The organism is Paenibacillus sp. CECT 9249, assembly GCF_918697855.1.
Lineage (GTDB): Bacteria > Bacillota > Bacilli > Paenibacillales > Paenibacillaceae > MSJ-34.
This window is the reverse complement of the sequence record NZ_CAKKLI010000011.1, coordinates 26,494-46,405: the sequence shown is the minus strand read 5'-3', so window position 1 is coordinate 46,405 and position 19,912 is coordinate 26,494. Positions and strand designations below refer to the sequence as shown.

Here is a 19,912-nt window from a genome sequence, read left to right as displayed (position 1 = left end):
GCGATTACATACTGTTATCGTTAAGAATAGCAATATCCAAACTTATTAGCAGGATTTACAAGTTTCTTCCCACAGCGGTCTTGTTCCCCCCGCATAGGATGAATTTATGGTAACATGTGTATATATTGGCAATCGCAAGATGTTATGGAGGGGATCTCTTGACTGTCAAAAATATTGTTACATGGTCGTTGTTCGCCGTATTAGCCTTTACATTGATTTCCTGCGGGGGATATAACGCCAAACAAAAAAAAGAGATTGAAAAATTGATGTTGGACCATCTCGCCAAGAAATATAATAAAGAGTTTTCCGTTACCATCACAGACAATCTTCACTCCATATCTCTAGGGAACCCTTTTGGAGGAGGGATCGTAGGCCTTAAAGGAGAAGCGCATGTACTAGGCGAAGAAGGGAAAACCTTTCAGGTGCAGTACTTCGAGCAGAACGGAATCATTGATGACGGATATTCAACTATATTTATGACAGAAAGGGCGGAACAAATCTTATCCGAAACATTAAACGCCGCGTACAACGAGCCGTTAAAATATGAAATCGCCACTTTCGGCAAACCTTTTGGCCTCCTGCCTTCTAATGAATTTACACTCGAATCCGAACTATCGGAATATACGGAAAGTTTCAATATCGAGGTCTATGTGAAGAAGATTTTACATCCGGACGAATATAAGGAAGCTTCCGACAAAATCGACTTGATCCAAAAGGAATTAATTCATCGCGGAATGAACAACTTTTTCATCACCGCCGTTTATCTCAACGATTACGATTTTGCGAATATCGATCATATTCTTGCCGTTCTTAACAACTACTATGGCAATGCCTTCGAAATAGACGATCTCTTTACTTACTGCAGGTTGAAGGACGATTGTAAAATAACCGCTGCTATTGCAGACAATGGCGAACTTCAAAATAATAGAGAATCGATCGAGGAAGGATTTGCGCAGCATCGAGAACCCGATGCGTATAAATTAAAGAAACTCCCGTATATTATGCAGGAAATCGAAACACGGGTCCTATTTGGCGGGGACATGCGCATCGACAGCGCTGTCAAACATGGATACACCATATTGGAAGATGCAACGAGGAAAGAAAGCTTGCACAGTTACGGGAAAAGCAAAATCTACAATGGCTTTCAGGCGGTCGATGGAGTAAAGAAACACCGATTATATCTAACGGATCTTGAAGGCAACCTCCTCTTTGACCAAATCCTTGAACCGTTCCCTTTAGAATTCGTCGATCTAAGGGCAATCGGCGTAAAAAACGAAAAAGCATATAGTTACACCACGATTGCCGTCGTCGCTGATTATCGCGATGAACATAATAACGTCGTAACCAAATCTTCGGTATACCTCGTATCGAATCGCAGCGTTGAATACAACCATGCATTAAACGAGGAACTAAACCGGCTTGGAATCGCCTCATTGAAAGATATCTTTACATTTGTAAAAGAGAACAAAGATGATTACAGGGAATGGATGAGATTTTATAAGAAGAGTTATAATCAGACGTAGCTTGAGTTTCAGTGGGTGATCATATGAAAGTTTCAATCGAAGAAATAAGCAAGGAACAAGAAGAGGAAATTCTCATCAGGTGCCATGAGGTGGATGACGAGATCTACGAAATCGTAAACAAGCTTAAAACGGAAACCCTCATTATACTCGGATACCGCAACGATACCGTTCACCGGATAAAACTTGGCGATATCTATTATTTTGAAGCCGTTGACGGTAAGGTTTTTGTTTACTGCAAAGACGAAGTTTTCGAGGTCAAACAAAAGCTTTACGAATTAGAGGAGCTATGCAATGAAAAGAAATGTTTTCGAGCGTCCAAATCTACGATTTTGAACATCGCCAAAATTTCATACATTCAACCGTCTATCAGCGGCAGATTTCAAGCGGTACTCGATAACGGGGAACGTGTTGTCGTCTCAAGGCAATATGTGCCTGTACTGAAATCTAAGCTCGGATTATAAAGGGGGGGGGGACAACCGTGAAGCTTACCGAATTAGTAAACAGGATCGTTAAAAATTATTTTATCATCTTCGGATCGATCGTCATGACGATCACGATTTTGCGGCAAGTTTTTTATCCCGATACGGTTTTTGATTTGAAGTCGATTTATATGATTATGGCGTTTTCACTGATAGGTGCATTAACGGGATTTATTTTATACTCTCATCATAATATAAGCGAGAGGAATATACGTATTCGAATTGCCATTCACTTTTGTGCGCTAGAACTTACATTGATTTCTCTTGGATATTTGCTGGGTATCGTTGAGAGTGCAGCAAGTCTAATCCTTCTTGCCGTAGAAATCGCGGCCATCTATGTCATCGTTCGTCTACTGTCATGGCAAAATGACAAAAGAGCAGCAAAGAAGATTAACGAGAAACTGTTGGCATTGAAGGAAGACATCTGAGATTTAGTTTTAGGAACGCCCTCTTGTTTGCAACTTATTGGCCTATAGCTACAGCTTATTGTTTTTCTATATACATCCTTCCAGTCTTTTTCTAAGATGGATCATAGCAAAAGGATGAGCAGAAAAGGAGTAAGCACTATGGGCATGTTGATATTATTCATCGCTATCATTCTCGAGATTGCTTTGGCCATATACTGTATTGTCACGAGGAAAACCAATAAACCTTTGAGGAATTGGGTTAGAGTTGCCGTCTTCGTCGCATTTGTCATTCTTGTACTCTTATCGGTTATCGTGTGGAGTTTCCGCTGGGTTATGCTTGGAGCGTTGCTTTTCATACTCGCAGCAATCGGCGTCGCCGCACTTTTCCGCAACAAAGCAGATCCCCAAGAATACAAACACTCGCGCGTAATCGGGAAAACAATAGGCATGATCTTTGCGCTGATCGTTGCGCTTGCGCCTGCACTTCTTTTTCCCCAGCATCAATCGCCACAAGTGACAGGAGCCTATGAAGTCGCAACTGCGAGTTACACATATGTTGATACAAACCGAACGGAGGAATTTATCGGCACGGGGAAGAACAGATTCGTCAATGTACAATTTTGGTATCCTAAACATGCCGACGGAACCTATCCGCTTGTCGTGTTTTCACACGGGGCATACGGTGTGAAAGCAAGCAACACCTCTACCTATACGGAGCTTGCAAGCCACGGTTATGTCGTCTGTTCCATCGATCATCCTTATCATTCCTTGTATACCGTTTCAGACGATGGAACAAGGGCTCTCGCCAATTCGGAATATATGAGGGAAATCAAAAATGCCAACACAGAGGGCGTTTATACGACGGAGGAAGTCTATGGGCTCTTTCAAAAATGGATGAAACTGCGTACGGACGATATGAATTTTGTCATTGATACGATACTTGCAGAATCGCAAAGTGACAAGGACCCCATGTATCGACTTATCAATCCGGATCAAATAGGCGTATTCGGGCACTCCATGGGCGGTTCGGCAAGCGTTTGGCTTAGCAGAGAACGCGATGATATAAGTGCGGTTGTCAATATCGATGCCCCGTTGTTTAGCGAGCTTGTCTATGACAATGAGATTCATGATTTTGTGGCAAGCGGCGAAGCCTACACGACCCCGCTTCTTAATATCTATTCCGACAGCGTTTGGGTACAGCTCGACAACAATTCCATCTATGCGGCCAATAAAGCGATTGACGAAAACGCCTCAGACGCATATACCGTTCATTTTCAAGGGGCCAAACATTTAAGCCTGACGGATTTATCGCTGTTCGCTCCTGTGATTGCCGATATGCTGCAAGGCGGCAAAGCGGATATTGATAAATACGATTGTATCGAAACTGAAAATGACCTTATTCTTACATTCTTTGACTACGCGTTAAAGGGCATCGGCCGCTTCACAGCTGCGGGGACTTATTGATAAATAGCGAGGTGTATACCAATGAATATGATTATGGCGATCCTCATCATTTGCTCATTACTTACGGCGTCATTGACGATCGCTTTTATGGTTAAGGGAATGCGGGCACGCAAAAAAGCATATTTGCAACGCAAGGCGATTCTCGCGGGCGGCGCTTCCGCGCAAGCGGTGATCAACTCGATCCGGCAAACGAATGTTCAAATTGACAATCAACCGGAAGTAATGCTCGACCTTACCGTCACGAAGCAGGATGGCGAGGTGATCCATACCGTGGTGAAGACGGTCATCCCGATCGTGAATATTCCCGCTTTTCAAAAAGGCAACATCGTTGAAGTGAAGCATATGACGATAGACAATGAGCAGAGGTTCGAGGTAGTAGGTTCCTATATGCCTTAAGCCGCTTACTCGTCTCTCCATGCCCTCGGCATTCGTTCTAAAATCTGTTTAACCAATCCATGATTGCAGAGACTGCTTCCTTATATCTCTGCCCGACGAGCACGCCGGTATGCGTTGTATTCCAAAGCCCCGTATATTCAGCACGGAGGCGTTCCGCCGTCAGCCTGCCCCGCCGATCGTCATCAACACTGTTTACTGCTTTGATAACCAAGCACGGGCAGGCAATGGAACGGCTGTCTATGGATATGCCCTTCGACTCGTTTGAGATCACAAACGCGTTAAAGGCCAGTGCTGACTCCATTGCGAGATATTTCCTTTGGAATGCAATGTCATCTGCCGTTTCATCGATGCTTGAATGCTCTTCCCGGGCCGGGGCGGGCACGACGATATCGGTCGTCATCCGCTCTAATTCTTCGTATGGCACAGCTTCATGAACTTCTCTGCTTATGACGGAATCGATCAACACCAACCCGGCCAGTTCGACCGTTTCAGCCAACTTCTGGCCCAGGATGCCCCCCATGCTAAATCCGATTAGAATCGGAGCAACGCCACACTCAGCGATCACCTCTTTTATATCCTCCGAATAATCTTCCAAAGTGATCTTCGTCATGTCCAGCAGCCTGCTTTTGTAATGGCTTCTCAAGTTCATGGCATAGCATTTCCAACCTTCACCGATAAAGTGAGGAATGTATTTGGCCCACATCCAGCTTCCCGTGAAAGCGCCGTGCACAAAAAGCAACGGGGGCCTGTTTTTTGTTGTTTTCGAGACGTTGTCCCCCTCGAATATCTCCAGAAACAAATCGTTCTCCCCAATGTACTTCTTGGTATGATCGGGCAATTCTTTCGTAAAATCTTTCATAATGATTTCCTCCCCGGCATTTTGTTTGACATCAAACTATTTCTCGAAAAAAATTTAAAAGTTATCGTAAATCTTTTTTAAAATATGAAGCAGATTTTCTTTTTCTTTTTCAGAGATGCCCAAGTAAAACAAGTCCAACAATTCCTTTGAGACGGATTCAAAGATCGGTTGCAGTTCTTTCCCTTTATCGGTTAACGCAACATAAACAACCCTCGTGTCCTCAACGTCCCTTTCCTTTGTCACATATCCGAGCCTGACCAGCTTGTCGACAAGCGCTGTGACAGTAGACTTATCTTTGTTAATCCTTCTGGAGATGTCGGCCATTGTAAGTCTCGGCGTCTTAAAGAGCGCGTAGATGATATCGCCATGCGAAGTGGCAATCCCTTCGATACCACGCTTCGCCATCTCCGATACGATAAACCGGTTCACTTTCTCTCTAATTTTTGAAATGAATGAAATTACGTCTCTGCTTTCCATAATCGGATTATAGTTTGATATCAAACAAATGTCAAGCGCCAGTTTAGTCATTGGTTTATAAAATCAAAAAGCCCAAAAACATCTCTGCCGTCGGAAACACGTAATCCCCCCGAAAACTTCGACTCGTAAACGCGACTCCTTGAAAAGCGCTGTAATAGAACAATGCAAGCCTCCGTGGATCCCCCGGTTTGAAATCCCCTTGTTCTTGTCCGTGATGGATGAGATCCGATACGCTATCGATCAGTCCGTTCATCGAGGCCCGTACCGCATTCTTCAGATCCGGACTCAACTCTCGACCGGAAAAACTGTCGATTTGGCTAAGGAGAAGCAGCCCATCGGTGGAGGAAGGATCTTCTTGAAGGTTATTGAGCAAAAATGTCGTAGCGTTTATGATAACCTCTTTTTTATTGCCTTCTTGTTGAAAGAGCTCTGCCATACGATCAAACCCGGGGATCGAGATTTCGATCAACCTGCTCATGATTTCTTCTTTGGTGGCAAAGTACCGATATGCTAATCCTTTACTGAGACCGGCGTCTTCCGCAATGTCCTGCATTGTGGTTTTGCCAAACGTTTTGTGAGCGAAAAGTTTGGCTGCCGATAATAAAATCTTCTCCGTGGCCTCGGCTCTCATTGCCTCAAAGCGTTCTTTCTGCTTGCTCAACGTTCATCCGCTCCTTCCGTTCTTCATTTACTCCGCTGTTAAAAATCCTTGGTCCTGCATCATTTGTATAGGGGCGTCATGAGTAATCGTAAAGACCATCTTGATCGATTCTTCCTTGACATGCAGGATGTAGAAAGAATCATGGACGAGGTCGAAGGATTGACCCGAAGCTTGCTCCACTCTCGCCGTGCCTTTCACTTCTACCAACACATAGTTGTCTTTTAAGGGAGTTTCCTTTACAGGCGTAAGCTTGAAATATTTATAACATAAAGATTGTAAGTATTCACCCGACTCTCTTGTCCCCGCCAAGTAATCCTCTTTCTTCACCGCATGTACATCGCCGGATGGATAAGCACCCACCAAAGGATCGTTTACCAAGGGATCGAGAAGATCCGGATCGTACACATTGTTCGCATGCTCGAAATCCTTAAAATAGGCCTGAATTCTTTCACTAACTTCGTTCATTTTTTATTCCCCCCATTTTTTCTTAAAGTGATTTGTAACCTCAATATAAATGACTGAATATATATTCATTATATCACCATTCATTGTCAATCCCTTTTGGAAAAATATGTGTTAGCTGCAACACTCCATAAATCAAACGAAAAGGGGCCGGATTGCTCCGGTCCCCTTCGCACCTGTAACTTTATGCTTTTTTTCTTCTTAGCAGGAACAGTCCTGCAAGCAGAATGATACATCCAGCCAGCAAATAGCTGTACATATTCGTAGCCGTATTCGGCAGCTTATGGCCTATGCCTGACTCGGCATTCGCCGGATCACTCGAAGCATCGTATTGGTCGGATACATTCGATCCGCCGGATAAATTGGAATCGCCCGACCCGCTTGATCCGTCGGATAGCCCGGAATCTGGGAAGGCAGAATCCGAGTTCTCTCCTTCCGGGTTGTTCGGAGTACCGGGCACGCCTGGGTTGCTGCCGCTTCCATCGCCAATGACGATGTCTTCGGAAGGATGATCGGAATGATTCAGGTTATCCCCGGTCACTTCACCCGTGTTGCGGATCGTCTGGCCGGCTTCCCCTGATACCACTTCGGCCCGGAACACGATGGTATGCCAGTCGGTATCCGTAATGGTGCCGAATCGTCCGCTGACCTTGCCGTCGACATACGAACCTTGATCGCCATCCACGGCATCCGTTACCGCTTGGCCGTCGACCTTCAACGAACCCGTTACGTATTTCAGTTCTTCCGGAAGAAAATCCGAAATCACCAGGTTGGTGACTTGGCTGTTGGAAACCGTGTTGCGCATCCGGATCGTATACTCGATCACATCACCGACTCGGATGCTGCCCCCGTTCAAATCCTTCGCGATTTTCTCGGATTCAACGACCGGGGAGCGCCATGGATTGTCATCCGGGCTTCCTCCATCGCCGCCGCCCCGATCTCCGCCATCCGGATCGGTAGAATCTACAGGCGGTTCAACCGGCGGCTCCGGCTCTACAACCATTTTTTCCGTCGGTTCGCCCGGCTGCTCCATGTTGTCGCCGGTCACGAGTGCCGTATTTTCGATCGTCCGACCGCCTTGGCCCTCAAGTATGACGGCCTGGAAATCCAGCGTATGCCAGTTCATATCCCATACATCGCCAAATGAACCGTATACTTGCCCGGTAACGGAATGGCCGGCATCGCCGTCTTGCGCATCCGTAACGGATACGCCATCCACCCGTAAGCTGCCCGGAACGTATTCCAGCCCTATCGGCAAATGATCCGTAATCGTCAGATTCTCCAGATAGGTGTCGCTGACCACAGATCTTACACGAATCGTATAGGAGACGATGTCCCCGACTTCATATGTCGTCTTCGTGACATCCGTATTCGTGACAAACTTCTCCGATTCAATCATTGGGTTTCTCGGGTATACTTGCACATCTTCTCTCGGCCTGTCAGGCGTCTTGACATTGTCGGCATGTACGGAAGCGATGTTGATAATATTCTTGCCCGCTTGGCCGGGTTGTACGATCGCTTTGAACTGCACCGTGTGCCAATTCGTATCCGAGACGTCGTATTGTAGCTTCTGAACCTATACAATATATCTACAACTTTCCAAAACACAAAAAGCCCCCGTCTACTATTTACATGCATTGCAAAAATAGACGGAGGCTTCCGTCGTATTCGGCAACTGGCTGGCATAGTGTTTATCGTTCACGTTAGCCCCTATAGCTTTGCGTCGCCACCTTTCGGCGGGTTTGCTATTGTCGTACGATGTATGAAATTATCGAAAAATATCCACATATTTACTATATCTTTTTTTTCTAATCGTGTCTACATTCTTCGCGACTTGAATAGAGGCCCCTGGTCAGGAATCCCCCTCATCTTCGACCGGGTAAGCATACAGGATATAACGCTCAGGCGCATTCCCTACGTAGCGGAACGGGTAGCAGGTCGACACGACCAGCGCCTCGGTTCCCATAGAACGAATGACGGACGTATCGTCTTTATCGACGATGTCCGTACTTTGAATCTCGTATTCAAATGTTCCATAGGGCAGTTTAACGATAAAACGATCCCCTATCGACAACTGGTCGAAATTTCGAAAAACGGTGTCCCGATGCCCCGATAGCAGAATTTGCTCGTTATCCATAGGAAAAGCGGTAGCGCTGTAGTGCCCGACCCCTCGCGCGAGCATCTCCTCATCCGTACCTTCGATAATCGGCAACTCCGCTTCCAGCACTGGAATTTCGAGCATTCCTATCACATCGTTCGGCTTCGGATCAAACTCCGATTTATCGATCAAGCGATCGCGATCGCGGTAGGATACCTGATCCACGCGTTCTCCATTCGAATGGCCGCCGGTGTCCGACAGACGAATCAAAGCGCTCGCTTCTGCCATTGCTTCCTTCAAATTTTGTTGATGTCCGACGTATTGGATGACAGCGAAAGTCACGCACCCTATACCAGCCAGCACAAAGAGTACGCCTAGCATTTTTCGCATGTGATTGATCTCCTTCGGCTTGTCTTTATACTAATGATTCGGCCTCTACATTTTCCCTTTTTATACAATTAAATTTTACTGTTTCATCCCCTCAAAATCCAGTTCAATACCATGGATTACCTTATAATAGGTAAAATAACCCACCACACGCAAGAAAGATCCTTTTATTCAGAAACCTGCAATTGGAGTCCAGTGCATAATTCGCCGTCGTTAATGTAACTGGCTTGATTGCGCATATAGAAGGGGATAGCTCCCTACATCCGAAGGCGATCCGCGCGGATCTGCGCTTCTTAATTTGGCGCTAACGAAACTGACGATCCTTATTGGGCTCAAAATGAAGGAGTTCCCAATCTAACGAAAGTACGGATCGCTAATCATTGGAAATCGACCGTTTTACCGCCTTTTTTCCCTCATTAGCGTGTTTTCGTTTCGTTATACCAGCAACAAGGAAATTTACAGGCGATTAGCGTGTTTACGTTTCGTTAGCCCGCCCGACGGGACATCAGCCGCTCAGCGCTCTTATGAAATGGACTATTTTTGCAGAAATTAGTGCTTCTACTCGGGATAAGCTGCGTCAAAAAAGCGACTTTTGCACCTTGGAGGTTACAGGAAAAATGTGTATTTTATGTTTAGTTCATTCAAATGAAGATCAGGGAGGGATTCGTTTGCGTTGGTACCGCCCCATACTTGTATGTATGCTGTTTTTCGCCACTCTCATCGCGGTACACCCCGACAGAACTTTCGCTGCCGGCGAACGGCCCGTGAAGGTATTCGTCGATACGGCGGAAATCGCTTTCCAGGTTCAACCGCTCACGATCAAGGGTGCGACGCTTGTGCAGTTCCGTCCGCTTTTTGAAGCGATGGGATTAGAAGTGGATTGGGATCAAACCAATCAGGTTGTGACAGGATCGAAAGAGGGATTGACGATCGTCCTGCGTATTGACGACACGCAGGCGGTCGTGAACGGGAAGCAGGTTCCGCTCAGCCAAAGCGCTCAAATCGCGAACGGCAGCACCATGGTTCCGCTTCGTTTCATCGGGGAGTCCACGGGCGCGATCGTCCATTGGGATCAGGTCAATCGGGAAATCACGGTGATCACGGATCGCTTGCTGAAGCAGCTTGGTATCACGAAGGAAGAGATGCAGAAGCGGCTGGACGAATACACAGCCAAGCAGCAACAACCGTCCAATCCGTCTCCTGCGGAACCGCCTCAAGTTCAGCAGCCAACTGCAAATCTCAGCGACCTGAAGGATCTCAATGGCATGTATTACGGATTAAGAGAAGACGTAGGGGGCTACGAATGCGGAGGCGCTTGTTGGGACATGTATACGTTTCTTCCGGACCGTCGCATTCTCGTCGGTCCTCCGCCGCAGGGCGGGCCGGAAACGATCGATTGCAAACGCGACGGTTGCAGCAATTACACCATTTCCGGCGACAAGCTGAAGCTAAGCAATGATGAGAGCCATACGATCCGCCTATCGGACAAAGGGGAACTGTATATTGACGATGTCTCTATGTCCCCTGTTAAGCCGGTTGCCAATGGGCTGAAATTGAAAGGGACCTACGAGTATATCGGCTTTAGCGGCCTCATCGGCGTGAATGCCGCCTCTTCGTCGTGGACGGAATCCTTGACCTTCTCGAGCGACGGTACGTTCGAAAGCACGGACCTGACCTTGGCCTCCCTCGACGCTACGGTCTCCGCGACCCATTCGAGCGAATCCAAGAGCGACAAAGGCACTTATAAAATCGCGGGCAATACGCTCGTCCTTACCTATGCGGACGGTACTGTCGTCCACAGCCTTTTCTTCGATCACGATCCCGGCGGCAAAGATTCGCTCAAGAATATCCAAATCGGGACAAATCATTTCTATATTTCCGATGAGGAGCAGCCAGCCGATCCCGTTTCATGAGGGTTAGCCCCTTCTGCTGAAAACTGCGGAAGGGGCTTTTCCTGGCCCCCGCTCTCCAATCAATCCATTTCCCTCCAAAATTGCTCCGGATTCTCGATCTTCACATCATCATATTTGCATACAATCTCTTGCAGCCCTACCGGCGCGTCAATATCGACTTCATGCCATGGATTCCTATCCGGCGGTCCGAAGCTGACCTTCAGTTTCTTCTCCGTTACATCAAAGATCATGCTTCGCAGCGTACCCATCCCGCTTGAATAATAATGGCAGCACGGACCATTTGGATACGGAGTGGATAGTAAGTTCCTTATCTTCTCATCGTCGAGATCGGGCGCATCCCGCAATAACGAATTCATGACGGAAGAATAGCGCATTTCAGAATGCCAAAAGTGATACTCGTCGAATTCTTTCATTTCATGACTCACATAATGGTTGGTAGCAACCAACAAGCCGCCGAACGGTTTGCGCACGGAAAGTCTTTTTTTATCCGATGCAAAGCTTGCCGCCTCGAATACGGCCACTTGATTCGAAGCGTCCGCCACCAGAAAATTCGCATTCGTACACAACGGTATTTCTTCAAACAAACATCGAGCCTCATAAACGTCTTTACAGCGGTCCAACAAGGCGCGAATCGCGACCCAGAACTCGCATCCGTCCCCGCCAAGAGGCTTCAAGTAAGCCGTACTGGACATGGAGACAACGAGCCCATATTCATTCATTCCATCCATTCTTCCCGCATTTTGCAATGAGAAGCCCATATGTTTTGGTTTTCCTGTCACTCGAGTAATACATAAGCTTCTTTCATCTCTTACAAAATACTCATAGCTCCTTCCTACATAAAAATGCCCATCGCTCGTATTTACAGGAAGCACTCCAAATTGGCAGCAATGAGGAGCGTTGTGATAAGAATTGGCATAGCAAATGATTTTTTCCGGTTCTATGCCTGCTTCATCGGCAAATCCTTGTACTTCATCCACAAAGCCGGAGCATATGTTGTCAATCAACATCATTCTCTTATGAGCCGTTGCTGCGGAGATATAATCCTGCCCTTCCATTGGACTCATAAAATAATTGAGATCTTCCGGATAGTACTCTTTTAGAGTTGCAGCTCGTTGCTTGCCTACCTCATAATTGCTTCTTTCAGCTACAAGAATGTCAAAAATCATCGGCTCTTTCTTTTCGTTATTTTCCATATTTTCAATCCTTTCCGCTAATAAGATAAATATGTATCCTACATTCGCCTACATCCTAGCATATTAAAAAAATTAGGTCTATTGGATTTCTTGAATATCGAAAGACTCGGCGTGCACCGCAAATCACACTTATAAATATTTCATTGACAACCCGCCAATGAGAATATATATTAATGAATGATACTGATAATCATTATCATTTAAAATATCGTTCATGATAAGGAAGGGTCTGCAAATGAATGCAAAACGTAAAATCTCTTTAGGAACATTCGTCATTGGGGCTGTGCTTATGATATCGCTGGTTGGTTGCTCAAGTCCGCAATCAGGTTCGACACCCGCACCAACTTCGACTGGGAATGAGACGGCAAGCAACGTAACGTCCAACACGGAAACACCCGCTTCCCCAGATGCAAATGCCGAATATCCGATCGTGATCAAGCATGCTTTTGGCGAAACGGTCATTCCAAGCAAGCCTGAACGAGTTGCTGCCATACAATGGGCGAATCATGATGTCGCTCTCGCTCTCGGCGTTGTGCCCGTAGGCTTCTCGGCGGCGAATTACGGCGTTCAGGACGATAGCGGGCTTTTGCCTTGGACGGCTGCAAAGCTCAAGGAACTCGGCATAGAGAAGCCGAATATTTTCCAGGATACGGACGGCCTTGATTTTGAGGCTATTTCAGATGCAAATCCGGATGTCATTCTTGCGGCTTACTCCGGTATCACACAGGAAGACTATGATATTCTTAGTCAAATCGCTCCTGTCGTGGCCTATCCGACCGCTCCTTGGTTAACCACATGGCGCGAGCAAGTCATTATGAACGCAACAGGGATGGGCATGAAAGCGGAGGGCGAACAACTCATTAAGGATACCGAGAACCTGATTAAGGAAAAGGCAAGCAAATATCCCCAGATGCAAGGCAAAAAAGTGGTCTGGGTTAACTTCTCCGCGAAAGATATGTCTAAATTACATATTTATACACCCACAGACCCTCGCGGCTCTTTTCTGATTGAACTCGGAATGGTTTATCCTGAAAGCGTGACGAAGCAGATTACGGATCCTACCGGCTACTCATTGAATCTAAGCGCTGAGAATGCCGACATCCTGTCCGATGCCGATATATTAATCGGGTATGGCGATGAAGAATTGTATCAAGCCGTGAAAGCTGATTCCTTGCTCGGCAAAATTCCGGCGATCCGGAGAGGTTCTGTTGTGTTCATCGGCAACGGCACGCCTTTGGCGGCTTCGGGAAACCCCAATCCGCTTTCGATCGCTTATACCATTGACGAATACCTGGGACTAATAGAAGGAGCTATTGCCAAAATCAATGAATAGTTCTTCGGTCTCCAAAAACAAAGGGCTAAGCTTACATATTCCGCGGAAATTTACGACGGTTCTGGCGATTTGTTTGGTCTTGCTCGGCGTATGCGTGCTTGCATCTCTGGCCTTAGGCTCTCGTCTGGTGGGATTTCACGAACTGATAGACGGTTTATTTCACCAAGACGCAGACTCCTATGGGGCGGACGTGGTTCGCAAGCGGATTTCCCGAACCGTTTTCAGCTTGTTTTGCGGTGCGGCGCTCGGAGTTTCCGGAGCGCTGATGCAAGCGGTCACTCGCAACCCGATTGCAGACCCGAGTATATTGGGAGTGAACACAGGCGCATCCTTGTTTGTTGTGTGCGGAATTGCGTTCTTAAACATCAGCACCGCACATCAATATATATGGCTCGCTTTAGTCGGGGCTGCGGTTACTGCGGTTTTCGTATACGGAATCGGCTCGATGGGGCGCGGCGGCGCCACGCCCATTAAGCTTGTTTTGGCGGGAGCCGCCACAAGCGCCGCCCTTTCTTCTCTCGTCACCGCCATCATGATTCCACGCTCTTACGTTATGGATCAATTCAGGTTTTGGCAAGTGGGAAGCGTCGGTTCGGCAACCTGGAGCGCGATTGCCACGTTCGCCCCGTTGCTGATCGTCGGCATCCTGGTCGCGGTAATTACTGCGCCGGCACTCAATGCGCTGTCACTGGGAGACGTGGCGGCGACCGGATTGGGCGTCCGAACAGGAATATTGAGGCTTGTTGCGGCGCTTGCCGGCGTTCTTTTATGCGGCGCGACGACAGCGCTGGCAGGCCCTATTGGATTTGTCGGGCTTTTATCTACTCATGTCATACGCCTGATTCTTGGCCCCGACTTGCGATTTGTGATACCGATGTCGGCGATTTCGGGTGCTATCATTTTGACGATATCGGATGTATGCGGCAGGCTCGTCGGCAGCCCCGGAGAGCTTGAAGTCGGCGTAGTTACAGCGTTTATAGGAGCTCCGTTACTAATCATTCTAGCGATGAGATCGAAAGTGCGTTCATTATGAAAAATAAATCTGTAGAGTTTATTATGGCGGGCCGACGTCAAAGACGCCGCCGATGGATCCTTGTTACCGCCTTCCTTGCGGCACTTGCAAGCGTTCTTTGCTGTGCCATGCTGTTACTGGGGAGCACCGTTTATCCGGTTAAAGATGTCGTTCGGGCCCTTTCGGGAGAGCAACTCAAAGGGGTGTCTTTTGCGGTAAATACGATACGTTTGCCGAGAATGCTGGCAGGTCTTTTCGCCGGATTTGCTTTCGGTCTTGCCGGGTACGTCTTCCAGACCATGCTGCGCAACCCCCTTGCGAACCCGAATGTCATCGGGATTACCTCCGGCTCGAGCGCGGCGGCTGTTTTTTGCATCACCATCCTTCATACAAGCGGAGCTGTTATTTCCGTTGCTTCGGTGATTGCCGGTCTTGCTACAGTCGCATTGCTTTATCTATTATCCAGAGGAAGGTCATTTTCGATCGGGCGATTAATCCTTGTCGGAATAGGCTTACAGGCCATGCTTGACGCCTTTATTTCCTATCTCCTATTGGTTAGCGCAGAACAAGATATTCCCGCAGCGCTCCGATGGCTCACCGGCAGCCTCAATGGATCGCAAATGCATGAGCTTCCGCCTCTTGCGATAACGGTATTGATCTTTGCGCCGATCGTTATCGTGCTGGGCAAGCATCTAAGCCTATTGGAACTTGGAGAACAATCGGCTTCTTCGCTCGGCACGGACACGGACAAGACAAGAATTGCGCTTGTTGCGAGTTCCGTCTGCATGATTGCTCTGGCTACCGCTACTACGGGTCCAATCGCCTTTGTCTCTTTCCTTTCGGGACCGATTGCGACAAGGCTGGTCGGAGTTGGCTTCTCAAACGCAATTCCGTCAGCTCTTGTTGGCGTTAATTTGGTTTTGGCGGCAGATCTCATCGGACAATTCGCTTTCGAGGTCAGATTCCCTGTGGGCATCATCACCGGAATACTCGGAGCGCCGTATCTGATCTACTTGCTCATCCGAATGAATCGAAAGGGAGAGTTATAATGAAACCGCCACATCTTTTTCAAGCCGAACGAATCGTAGCCGGCTATGATCATAGAACGGTCATCCAGGATATAGACCTCGTTATCCCCAGTCATCAAATTAGCGTTATGATTGGAGCAAACGGCTGCGGAAAGTCTACGCTGCTGAAAACTCTGGCAAGGCTTATCAAGCCTACGTCCGGCAAAATCACTCTTGACGGAAAGCCAATCGGCACCATTCCGCCAAAACAATTGGCTCGAGTGTTAGGGCTGCTGCCGCAATCCCCCATCGTTCCGGAAGGAATATCTGTCGCGGATTTGGTTGGACGAGGAAGATTTCCGCACCAATCCTTGTTCGGCGGATGGACAAAAAAGGATGTTGAGGCCGTTGCCGAAGCGATGGAAATTATGGATATTACCGAGCTTGCCAATCGTAATATTGACGAGCTTTCGGGCGGCCAAAGGCAACGTGTCTGGATTGCCATGGCTCTGGCGCAACAAACCGATATTTTATTTCTCGACGAACCGACAACCTTTTTAGATATTACGTATCAGATCGAAATTCTCGACCTGCTTACCGACCTGAACCGAAAACACGGAACGACCATTGTCATGGTTCTTCACGATATCAACTTATCCGCGCGTTATGCAGACCATATTTTTGCGCTTTATCAAGGAAAGCTTGTCGCTGAGGGGGAGCCGTCCAAGGTGATTACAAGCTCCTTGGTAAAAGACATTTTCGGACTTGATTGCACCGTGATCAAGGACCCCATTTCCGGCTCTCCAATGGTGGTGCCAAAAGGACGATATCATGTGAGTAATGAATGTACTCTTTAAATAAAGGAGAGTACCCCTTCCAAAATATTCCTTAAAGCTCTAGTTCATTCTCGCATCATTTGCCACTTTTGTCGTGGGACCCTCTTCATGTATAGTTTTTGTTCATTTGTCTCGTTTATAGTAAGATTGATCTTTATTAATAAGGAGGCAGATTATGAATACTTCGTTCAAAAAGTATGCCGCCGAATTCATTGGAACATTGGTGCTTGTTCTATTCGGATGCGGCAGTGCCGCTACGGCGGGAGGAGAGCTCGGATATTTGGGAATTGCATTGGCTTTCGGGCTCTCTATTGTGGCGATGGCGTACGTCATTGGTCCGATTTCCGGATGTCATATCAACCCGGCGGTTTCACTTGCCATGCTCTTTAGCCGTAAGCTTACGGTTACCGACTTCATCGGGTATGTCATTTCTCAAATAGCCGGTGCTATGGCGGGCTCCGCCATTCTATACGCCATCATCGTCTCAGCGGGCATGCCCACGACGGGGCTCGGTCAGAATGGATTCGGCCCCGGTTATGGAATCGGGATTTCAGCGCTGATGGCTTTCATTGTCGAAATCGTTTTAACCTTCGTTTTTATTTATACGATCCTGGGTGTGACTTCCACGGAGAGCAATGGAAACGTAACAGGCCTGGTCATCGGTCTGACGCTCGCTTTCGTACATATTCTAGGCATTGCCCTAACAGGAACGTCCGTCAATCCTGCAAGAAGCCTGGGCCCGGCACTTCTGCTTGGCGGGCAAGCCTTATCCCAATTGTGGGTATTCCTTATCGCCCCGCTTGTCGGTTCGGCGCTGGCCGTTGCAGTTTACCAGTGGCTGAATAGCAGCCATAAGGGGAAGCAAGCATAAGCACAGGAATTAGGGGGGAAACAGAAAGTCTAACTTGAACGAGTAGCCCCCCCACTTTGCCACTAATTGCGATACGGTTTCGCTTATCCTGTCTAGCGGCGAAAAATCTGCCGCGGCGCTTATCGCCAGCCTCTCTGGCTTTTTAGAAGAACCGCTATATTCGTTTTCAACTTTCCGCTCATCCGAGCTTGATTGCATCTGTCAAATGGTCCACCAGCGCTTGCTGCAGCGTACCTTTCGTGACTGCTTTTTGTTCGAAGGACAATCCCGACCGAATCATCATTTTCACGATCTCCGGCCTGAGCCCGGTAACGATCGGTTTGCCGCCCATCATATTAATCCCATCAAAGACGTTAATTAGCTTTCTAACGACATCGGCATCCATCTCCATCACGCCCGACAAATCAATGATTAGCGTTTCGATCCGCTCATTGCCGATTTGCGAAATGACTTTGTCCTCGATGGTGTTGGCCCGGAACTCGTCAATCGTACCGATCAGAGGCAGAATGGAAGTTGCCTGAGTCAATGGAATGATCGGAACGGAAAGATCCTCAACCATTGCTCGCTGCGCCCGAATCAAGTCGTCTTTGAATTGCGAATAGCTAATAAAGAATTGATTGAGGAATTGGTCCATTAACTGGTTGATGTTTTTTTCCAGGTTGAAATAATGTTCCTTACTATCGTTCTGGTTGTGCATTCGATCGTAATTGTACAGAAAATCCCACATGACGCGCCGTACCGCCTGGATCCATTCCAGCTTGAAGGCGAGGGTCAACGAATGCTTCGCCCATGTAACCCCTTCTTGCTTGGCAAAGGCGATTGCTTCATACTCTTTCCCGTCGATGACGAAAAGCACCAGCTTGTGGGCGTTATCTATCAAGTTAATATTGCCGATAGCAAGAATTTCGTCGATTTTATCGCGGACGTTAACCGCTTCCAATAGCAACCGCTGTTCGAAAGCTTTTCGATTGACAACGAAAAAATCTTTCAAATTCATCGTTCGTTCCAATTCCAGATAAACCACCTCTTTCAATTTAATATTCTTGGTTTCCTTCGGAAAGGTGATTGTAAATTTGGTCCCGGCGTTTTCCGCGCTCTCCACTTCGATGGTGCCGTTGTGCTGATAAATGACCGAGAAAACGAGGGTCAATCCCATCCCGGTACCGTTTGCTTTCGTCGTAAAGAACGGCGTACCCAGCATACCGAGCTTTTCCTGCGGAATGCCTACGCCGTTGTCTTGGATACGAATCATCACTTCGTCCTCTGTCGACAAGTGCTCAATATAGATGGAACCCTTGTCTGGAATGGCCTCGAAGGCGTTTTTCAGCAAATTGAAAAACACTTTTTTCAATTGATTCTTCTTACCCAAGATGTAAGAGCCCGGATTTTGCAAGTTTTTATGAATCGAAACCCGATAAAATTGATCCTGGAACAACTGTGTCAATGACTCCAGCTCTACGATCAAGTCAACCGAAACATACGGCTCGTCCTCCAAATCGGGCTTGGACACATGCAGTAAATTTTGCAAAATGTCAATCGCATTTTCCAGCTCGGATTCGGCAATTTCTATGTATTTGCTCTCATTTCGCTCTTTCAACAACTGCAAAAATCCTTTGACAGCAGTTAGCGGATTTTTGACCTCATGGGCGATACCTGCGGCGATTTGCCCGACAGAAGCTAAATGGCTCAGGTGAGAGTCGTTTCTTTTTTTATCTGCAGAGCCTTCTTTTTCCTGCATCCTGAACAGCCTCCGATCTACAATTGTCCTATTCAATTAAAATTACTTATAGTATACCTATTCTCCTAGACGCTTTACTACAGCCATTGGACGGAATAGACCGAAAATCTCGCTGTTACTTTTGGTATGGTTCAGCTTAACGGGGCTATCGGCGAAAAATACTAAAGGGGTTCCCTTCCGCTGTTCTTTATAAATGGTCATCAGCGGTTCGTACGGATGTACCTCCAATCCGTTCTGTCAAAAAGTAGGCGGAGTAGCAACCGCTATTAGCAGCGTTTCGCCTTCCCAGATATTCTTATAACTATGGGGAATTGTGGCATCATAATAGATGCTGTCCCCTTCTTCGAGCGTATAACGTTCATTGCCAAGCACAAACTCCAATCGCCCGGAGTGGACAAATAGAAATTCCTCGCCATCGCTATGGCCGACGCCGATGTCGCCGTAAGCCGCTCCTTCTTCCAACACTCCCCACATCGGTCCCATTCGGTTGCTGCTTCCTTGACTGAGTGCGTACCAGGTAATACGAGATCCCTCGGAATGCACCAAAGGTTTGCGCTCGTTTTTTCTAACGACAATGCTTCGATTCTCCTCACCGAACAAATCGGTAAAATTCACATTTAATGCATTCGCTATGCGCTTCAGAACACTGATGGACGGATTCGCCTTATCGCGTTCAATTTCACTGAGAAAAGATAAGGATACAGAGGCTGCGTGAGCTACCTTCTTGAGCGTTAATTTCTGTTTTTTTCGCGTGCTTCGAATGGTTTCACCGATCGAATTCATTTGACAGTCTCCT

Annotated in this window: 20 protein-coding genes and 1 riboswitch; of the genes, 11 read left to right on the top strand and 9 right to left on the bottom strand. The window is 47.3% G+C overall.

Annotated features, from left to right (window positions below):
* The first annotated feature begins 158 nt into the window (after nt 1-158).
* The 5 genes from LQ229_RS10890 (at nt 159) to LQ229_RS10870 (ending at nt 4,269) form a co-directional block, all read left to right on the top strand.
* Nucleotides 159-1,523: a hypothetical protein gene (locus LQ229_RS10890; protein WP_230191708.1), complete on the top strand. Its 1,365-nt coding sequence runs from the start codon at nt 159-161 to the stop codon at nt 1,521-1,523.
* 23 nt (nt 1,524-1,546) lie between these two features.
* Complete coding sequence (locus LQ229_RS10885; RefSeq protein WP_230191707.1) at nt 1,547-1,984, top strand: LytTR family DNA-binding domain-containing protein; 438 nt, start codon at nt 1,547-1,549, stop codon at nt 1,982-1,984.
* Nucleotides 1,985-2,001: 17 nt separating this feature from the next.
* Entirely contained in the window at nt 2,002-2,430 is a 429-nt protein-coding gene (locus LQ229_RS10880) for a DUF3021 family protein (protein WP_216536820.1), read from the top strand.
* A gap of 138 nt (nt 2,431-2,568) precedes the next feature.
* Complete coding sequence (locus tag LQ229_RS10875) at nt 2,569-3,873, top strand: alpha/beta hydrolase (RefSeq protein ID WP_230191706.1); 1,305 nt, start codon at nt 2,569-2,571, stop codon at nt 3,871-3,873.
* Nucleotides 3,874-3,894: 21 nt separating this feature from the next.
* A complete protein-coding gene (locus LQ229_RS10870; RefSeq protein ID WP_216536818.1) occupies nt 3,895-4,269 on the top strand; it encodes a hypothetical protein in 375 nt (124 codons plus the stop codon).
* Between the two features lie 37 nt (nt 4,270-4,306).
* Here LQ229_RS10870 and LQ229_RS10865 read toward each other — a convergent pair whose 3' ends face one another.
* The 6 genes from LQ229_RS10865 to LQ229_RS10840 form a co-directional block, all read right to left on the bottom strand.
* Nucleotides 4,307-5,128 carry an alpha/beta hydrolase family protein gene (locus LQ229_RS10865; RefSeq protein ID WP_216536817.1) on the bottom strand — a complete coding sequence of 274 codons (822 nt, stop codon included), beginning with the start codon at nt 5,126-5,128 and terminating at the stop codon, nt 4,307-4,309.
* Between the two features lie 54 nt (nt 5,129-5,182).
* On the bottom strand, nt 5,183-5,656 hold the full coding sequence (locus LQ229_RS10860; protein WP_230191705.1) for a MarR family transcriptional regulator: 474 nt from the start codon (nt 5,654-5,656) through the stop codon (nt 5,183-5,185).
* 4 nt (nt 5,657-5,660) lie between these two features.
* The gene (locus LQ229_RS10855; RefSeq protein WP_216536816.1) at nt 5,661-6,266 is read right to left on the bottom strand and encodes a TetR/AcrR family transcriptional regulator; all 606 of its coding nucleotides are present in this window, start codon (nt 6,264-6,266) and stop codon (nt 5,661-5,663) included.
* Between the two features lie 27 nt (nt 6,267-6,293).
* Nucleotides 6,294-6,731, bottom strand: a complete 438-nt coding sequence (locus LQ229_RS10850; RefSeq protein WP_216536815.1) for a hypothetical protein — start codon at nt 6,729-6,731, stop codon at nt 6,294-6,296.
* A 181-nt stretch (nt 6,732-6,912) separates the two neighbouring features.
* Nucleotides 6,913-8,259, bottom strand: a complete 1,347-nt coding sequence (locus LQ229_RS10845) for an LPXTG cell wall anchor domain-containing protein (protein ID WP_230191704.1) — start codon at nt 8,257-8,259, stop codon at nt 6,913-6,915.
* 136 nt (nt 8,260-8,395) lie between these two features.
* Nucleotides 8,396-8,485, bottom strand: a riboswitch (cyclic di-GMP riboswitch).
* 95 nt (nt 8,486-8,580) lie between these two features.
* Nucleotides 8,581-9,216 (bottom strand): class D sortase, encoded by a 636-nt coding sequence (locus LQ229_RS10840; protein ID WP_216536813.1) that lies wholly within the window; start codon nt 9,214-9,216, stop codon nt 8,581-8,583.
* Between the two features lie 665 nt (nt 9,217-9,881).
* On the opposite strand from LQ229_RS10840, the gene LQ229_RS10835 reads away from it, so the two are divergent.
* Entirely contained in the window at nt 9,882-11,126 is a 1,245-nt protein-coding gene (locus LQ229_RS10835) for a copper amine oxidase N-terminal domain-containing protein (RefSeq protein WP_216541260.1), read from the top strand.
* Between the two features lie 59 nt (nt 11,127-11,185).
* On the opposite strand, the gene LQ229_RS10830 is transcribed toward LQ229_RS10835, so the two are convergent.
* On the bottom strand, nt 11,186-12,292 hold the full coding sequence (locus LQ229_RS10830; RefSeq protein WP_230191757.1) for a C45 family peptidase: 1,107 nt from the start codon (nt 12,290-12,292) through the stop codon (nt 11,186-11,188).
* A 262-nt stretch (nt 12,293-12,554) separates the two neighbouring features.
* Between LQ229_RS10830 and LQ229_RS10825 the strand changes: the two genes are divergently transcribed.
* The 5 genes from LQ229_RS10825 to LQ229_RS10805 all read left to right on the top strand — a co-directional run bounded on the left by LQ229_RS10825 (nt 12,555) and on the right by LQ229_RS10805 (nt 17,378).
* Nucleotides 12,555-13,652, top strand: a complete 1,098-nt coding sequence (locus LQ229_RS10825; RefSeq protein WP_230191703.1) for an iron-siderophore ABC transporter substrate-binding protein — start codon at nt 12,555-12,557, stop codon at nt 13,650-13,652.
* Nucleotides 13,645-14,685 carry an iron ABC transporter permease gene (locus LQ229_RS10820; RefSeq protein ID WP_230191702.1) on the top strand — a complete coding sequence of 347 codons (1,041 nt, stop codon included), beginning with the start codon at nt 13,645-13,647 and terminating at the stop codon, nt 14,683-14,685. The genes LQ229_RS10825 and LQ229_RS10820 overlap by 8 nt, the downstream gene beginning before the upstream one ends.
* Nucleotides 14,682-15,713: an iron ABC transporter permease gene (locus LQ229_RS10815; protein ID WP_216541263.1), complete on the top strand. Its 1,032-nt coding sequence runs from the start codon at nt 14,682-14,684 to the stop codon at nt 15,711-15,713. The genes LQ229_RS10820 and LQ229_RS10815 overlap by 4 nt, the downstream gene beginning before the upstream one ends.
* Nucleotides 15,713-16,528: an ABC transporter ATP-binding protein gene (locus tag LQ229_RS10810; RefSeq protein WP_216541264.1), complete on the top strand. Its 816-nt coding sequence runs from the start codon at nt 15,713-15,715 to the stop codon at nt 16,526-16,528. Before LQ229_RS10815 ends, LQ229_RS10810 begins: the two co-directional genes overlap by 1 nt.
* A 154-nt stretch (nt 16,529-16,682) precedes the next feature.
* Nucleotides 16,683-17,378: an MIP family channel protein gene (locus tag LQ229_RS10805; RefSeq protein ID WP_230191701.1), complete on the top strand. Its 696-nt coding sequence runs from the start codon at nt 16,683-16,685 to the stop codon at nt 17,376-17,378.
* 178 nt (nt 17,379-17,556) lie between these two features.
* Here the strand turns inward: LQ229_RS10805 and LQ229_RS10800 are convergent, their stop codons facing one another.
* Both LQ229_RS10800 and LQ229_RS10795 read right to left on the bottom strand, forming a co-directional pair.
* Nucleotides 17,557-19,116, bottom strand: a complete 1,560-nt coding sequence (locus tag LQ229_RS10800) for an ATP-binding protein (RefSeq protein WP_230191700.1) — start codon at nt 19,114-19,116, stop codon at nt 17,557-17,559.
* 237 nt (nt 19,117-19,353) lie between these two features.
* Nucleotides 19,354-19,899 carry an XRE family transcriptional regulator gene (locus LQ229_RS10795; protein ID WP_216541267.1) on the bottom strand — a complete coding sequence of 182 codons (546 nt, stop codon included), beginning with the start codon at nt 19,897-19,899 and terminating at the stop codon, nt 19,354-19,356.
* Between the last annotated feature and the right edge of the window lie 13 nt (nt 19,900-19,912).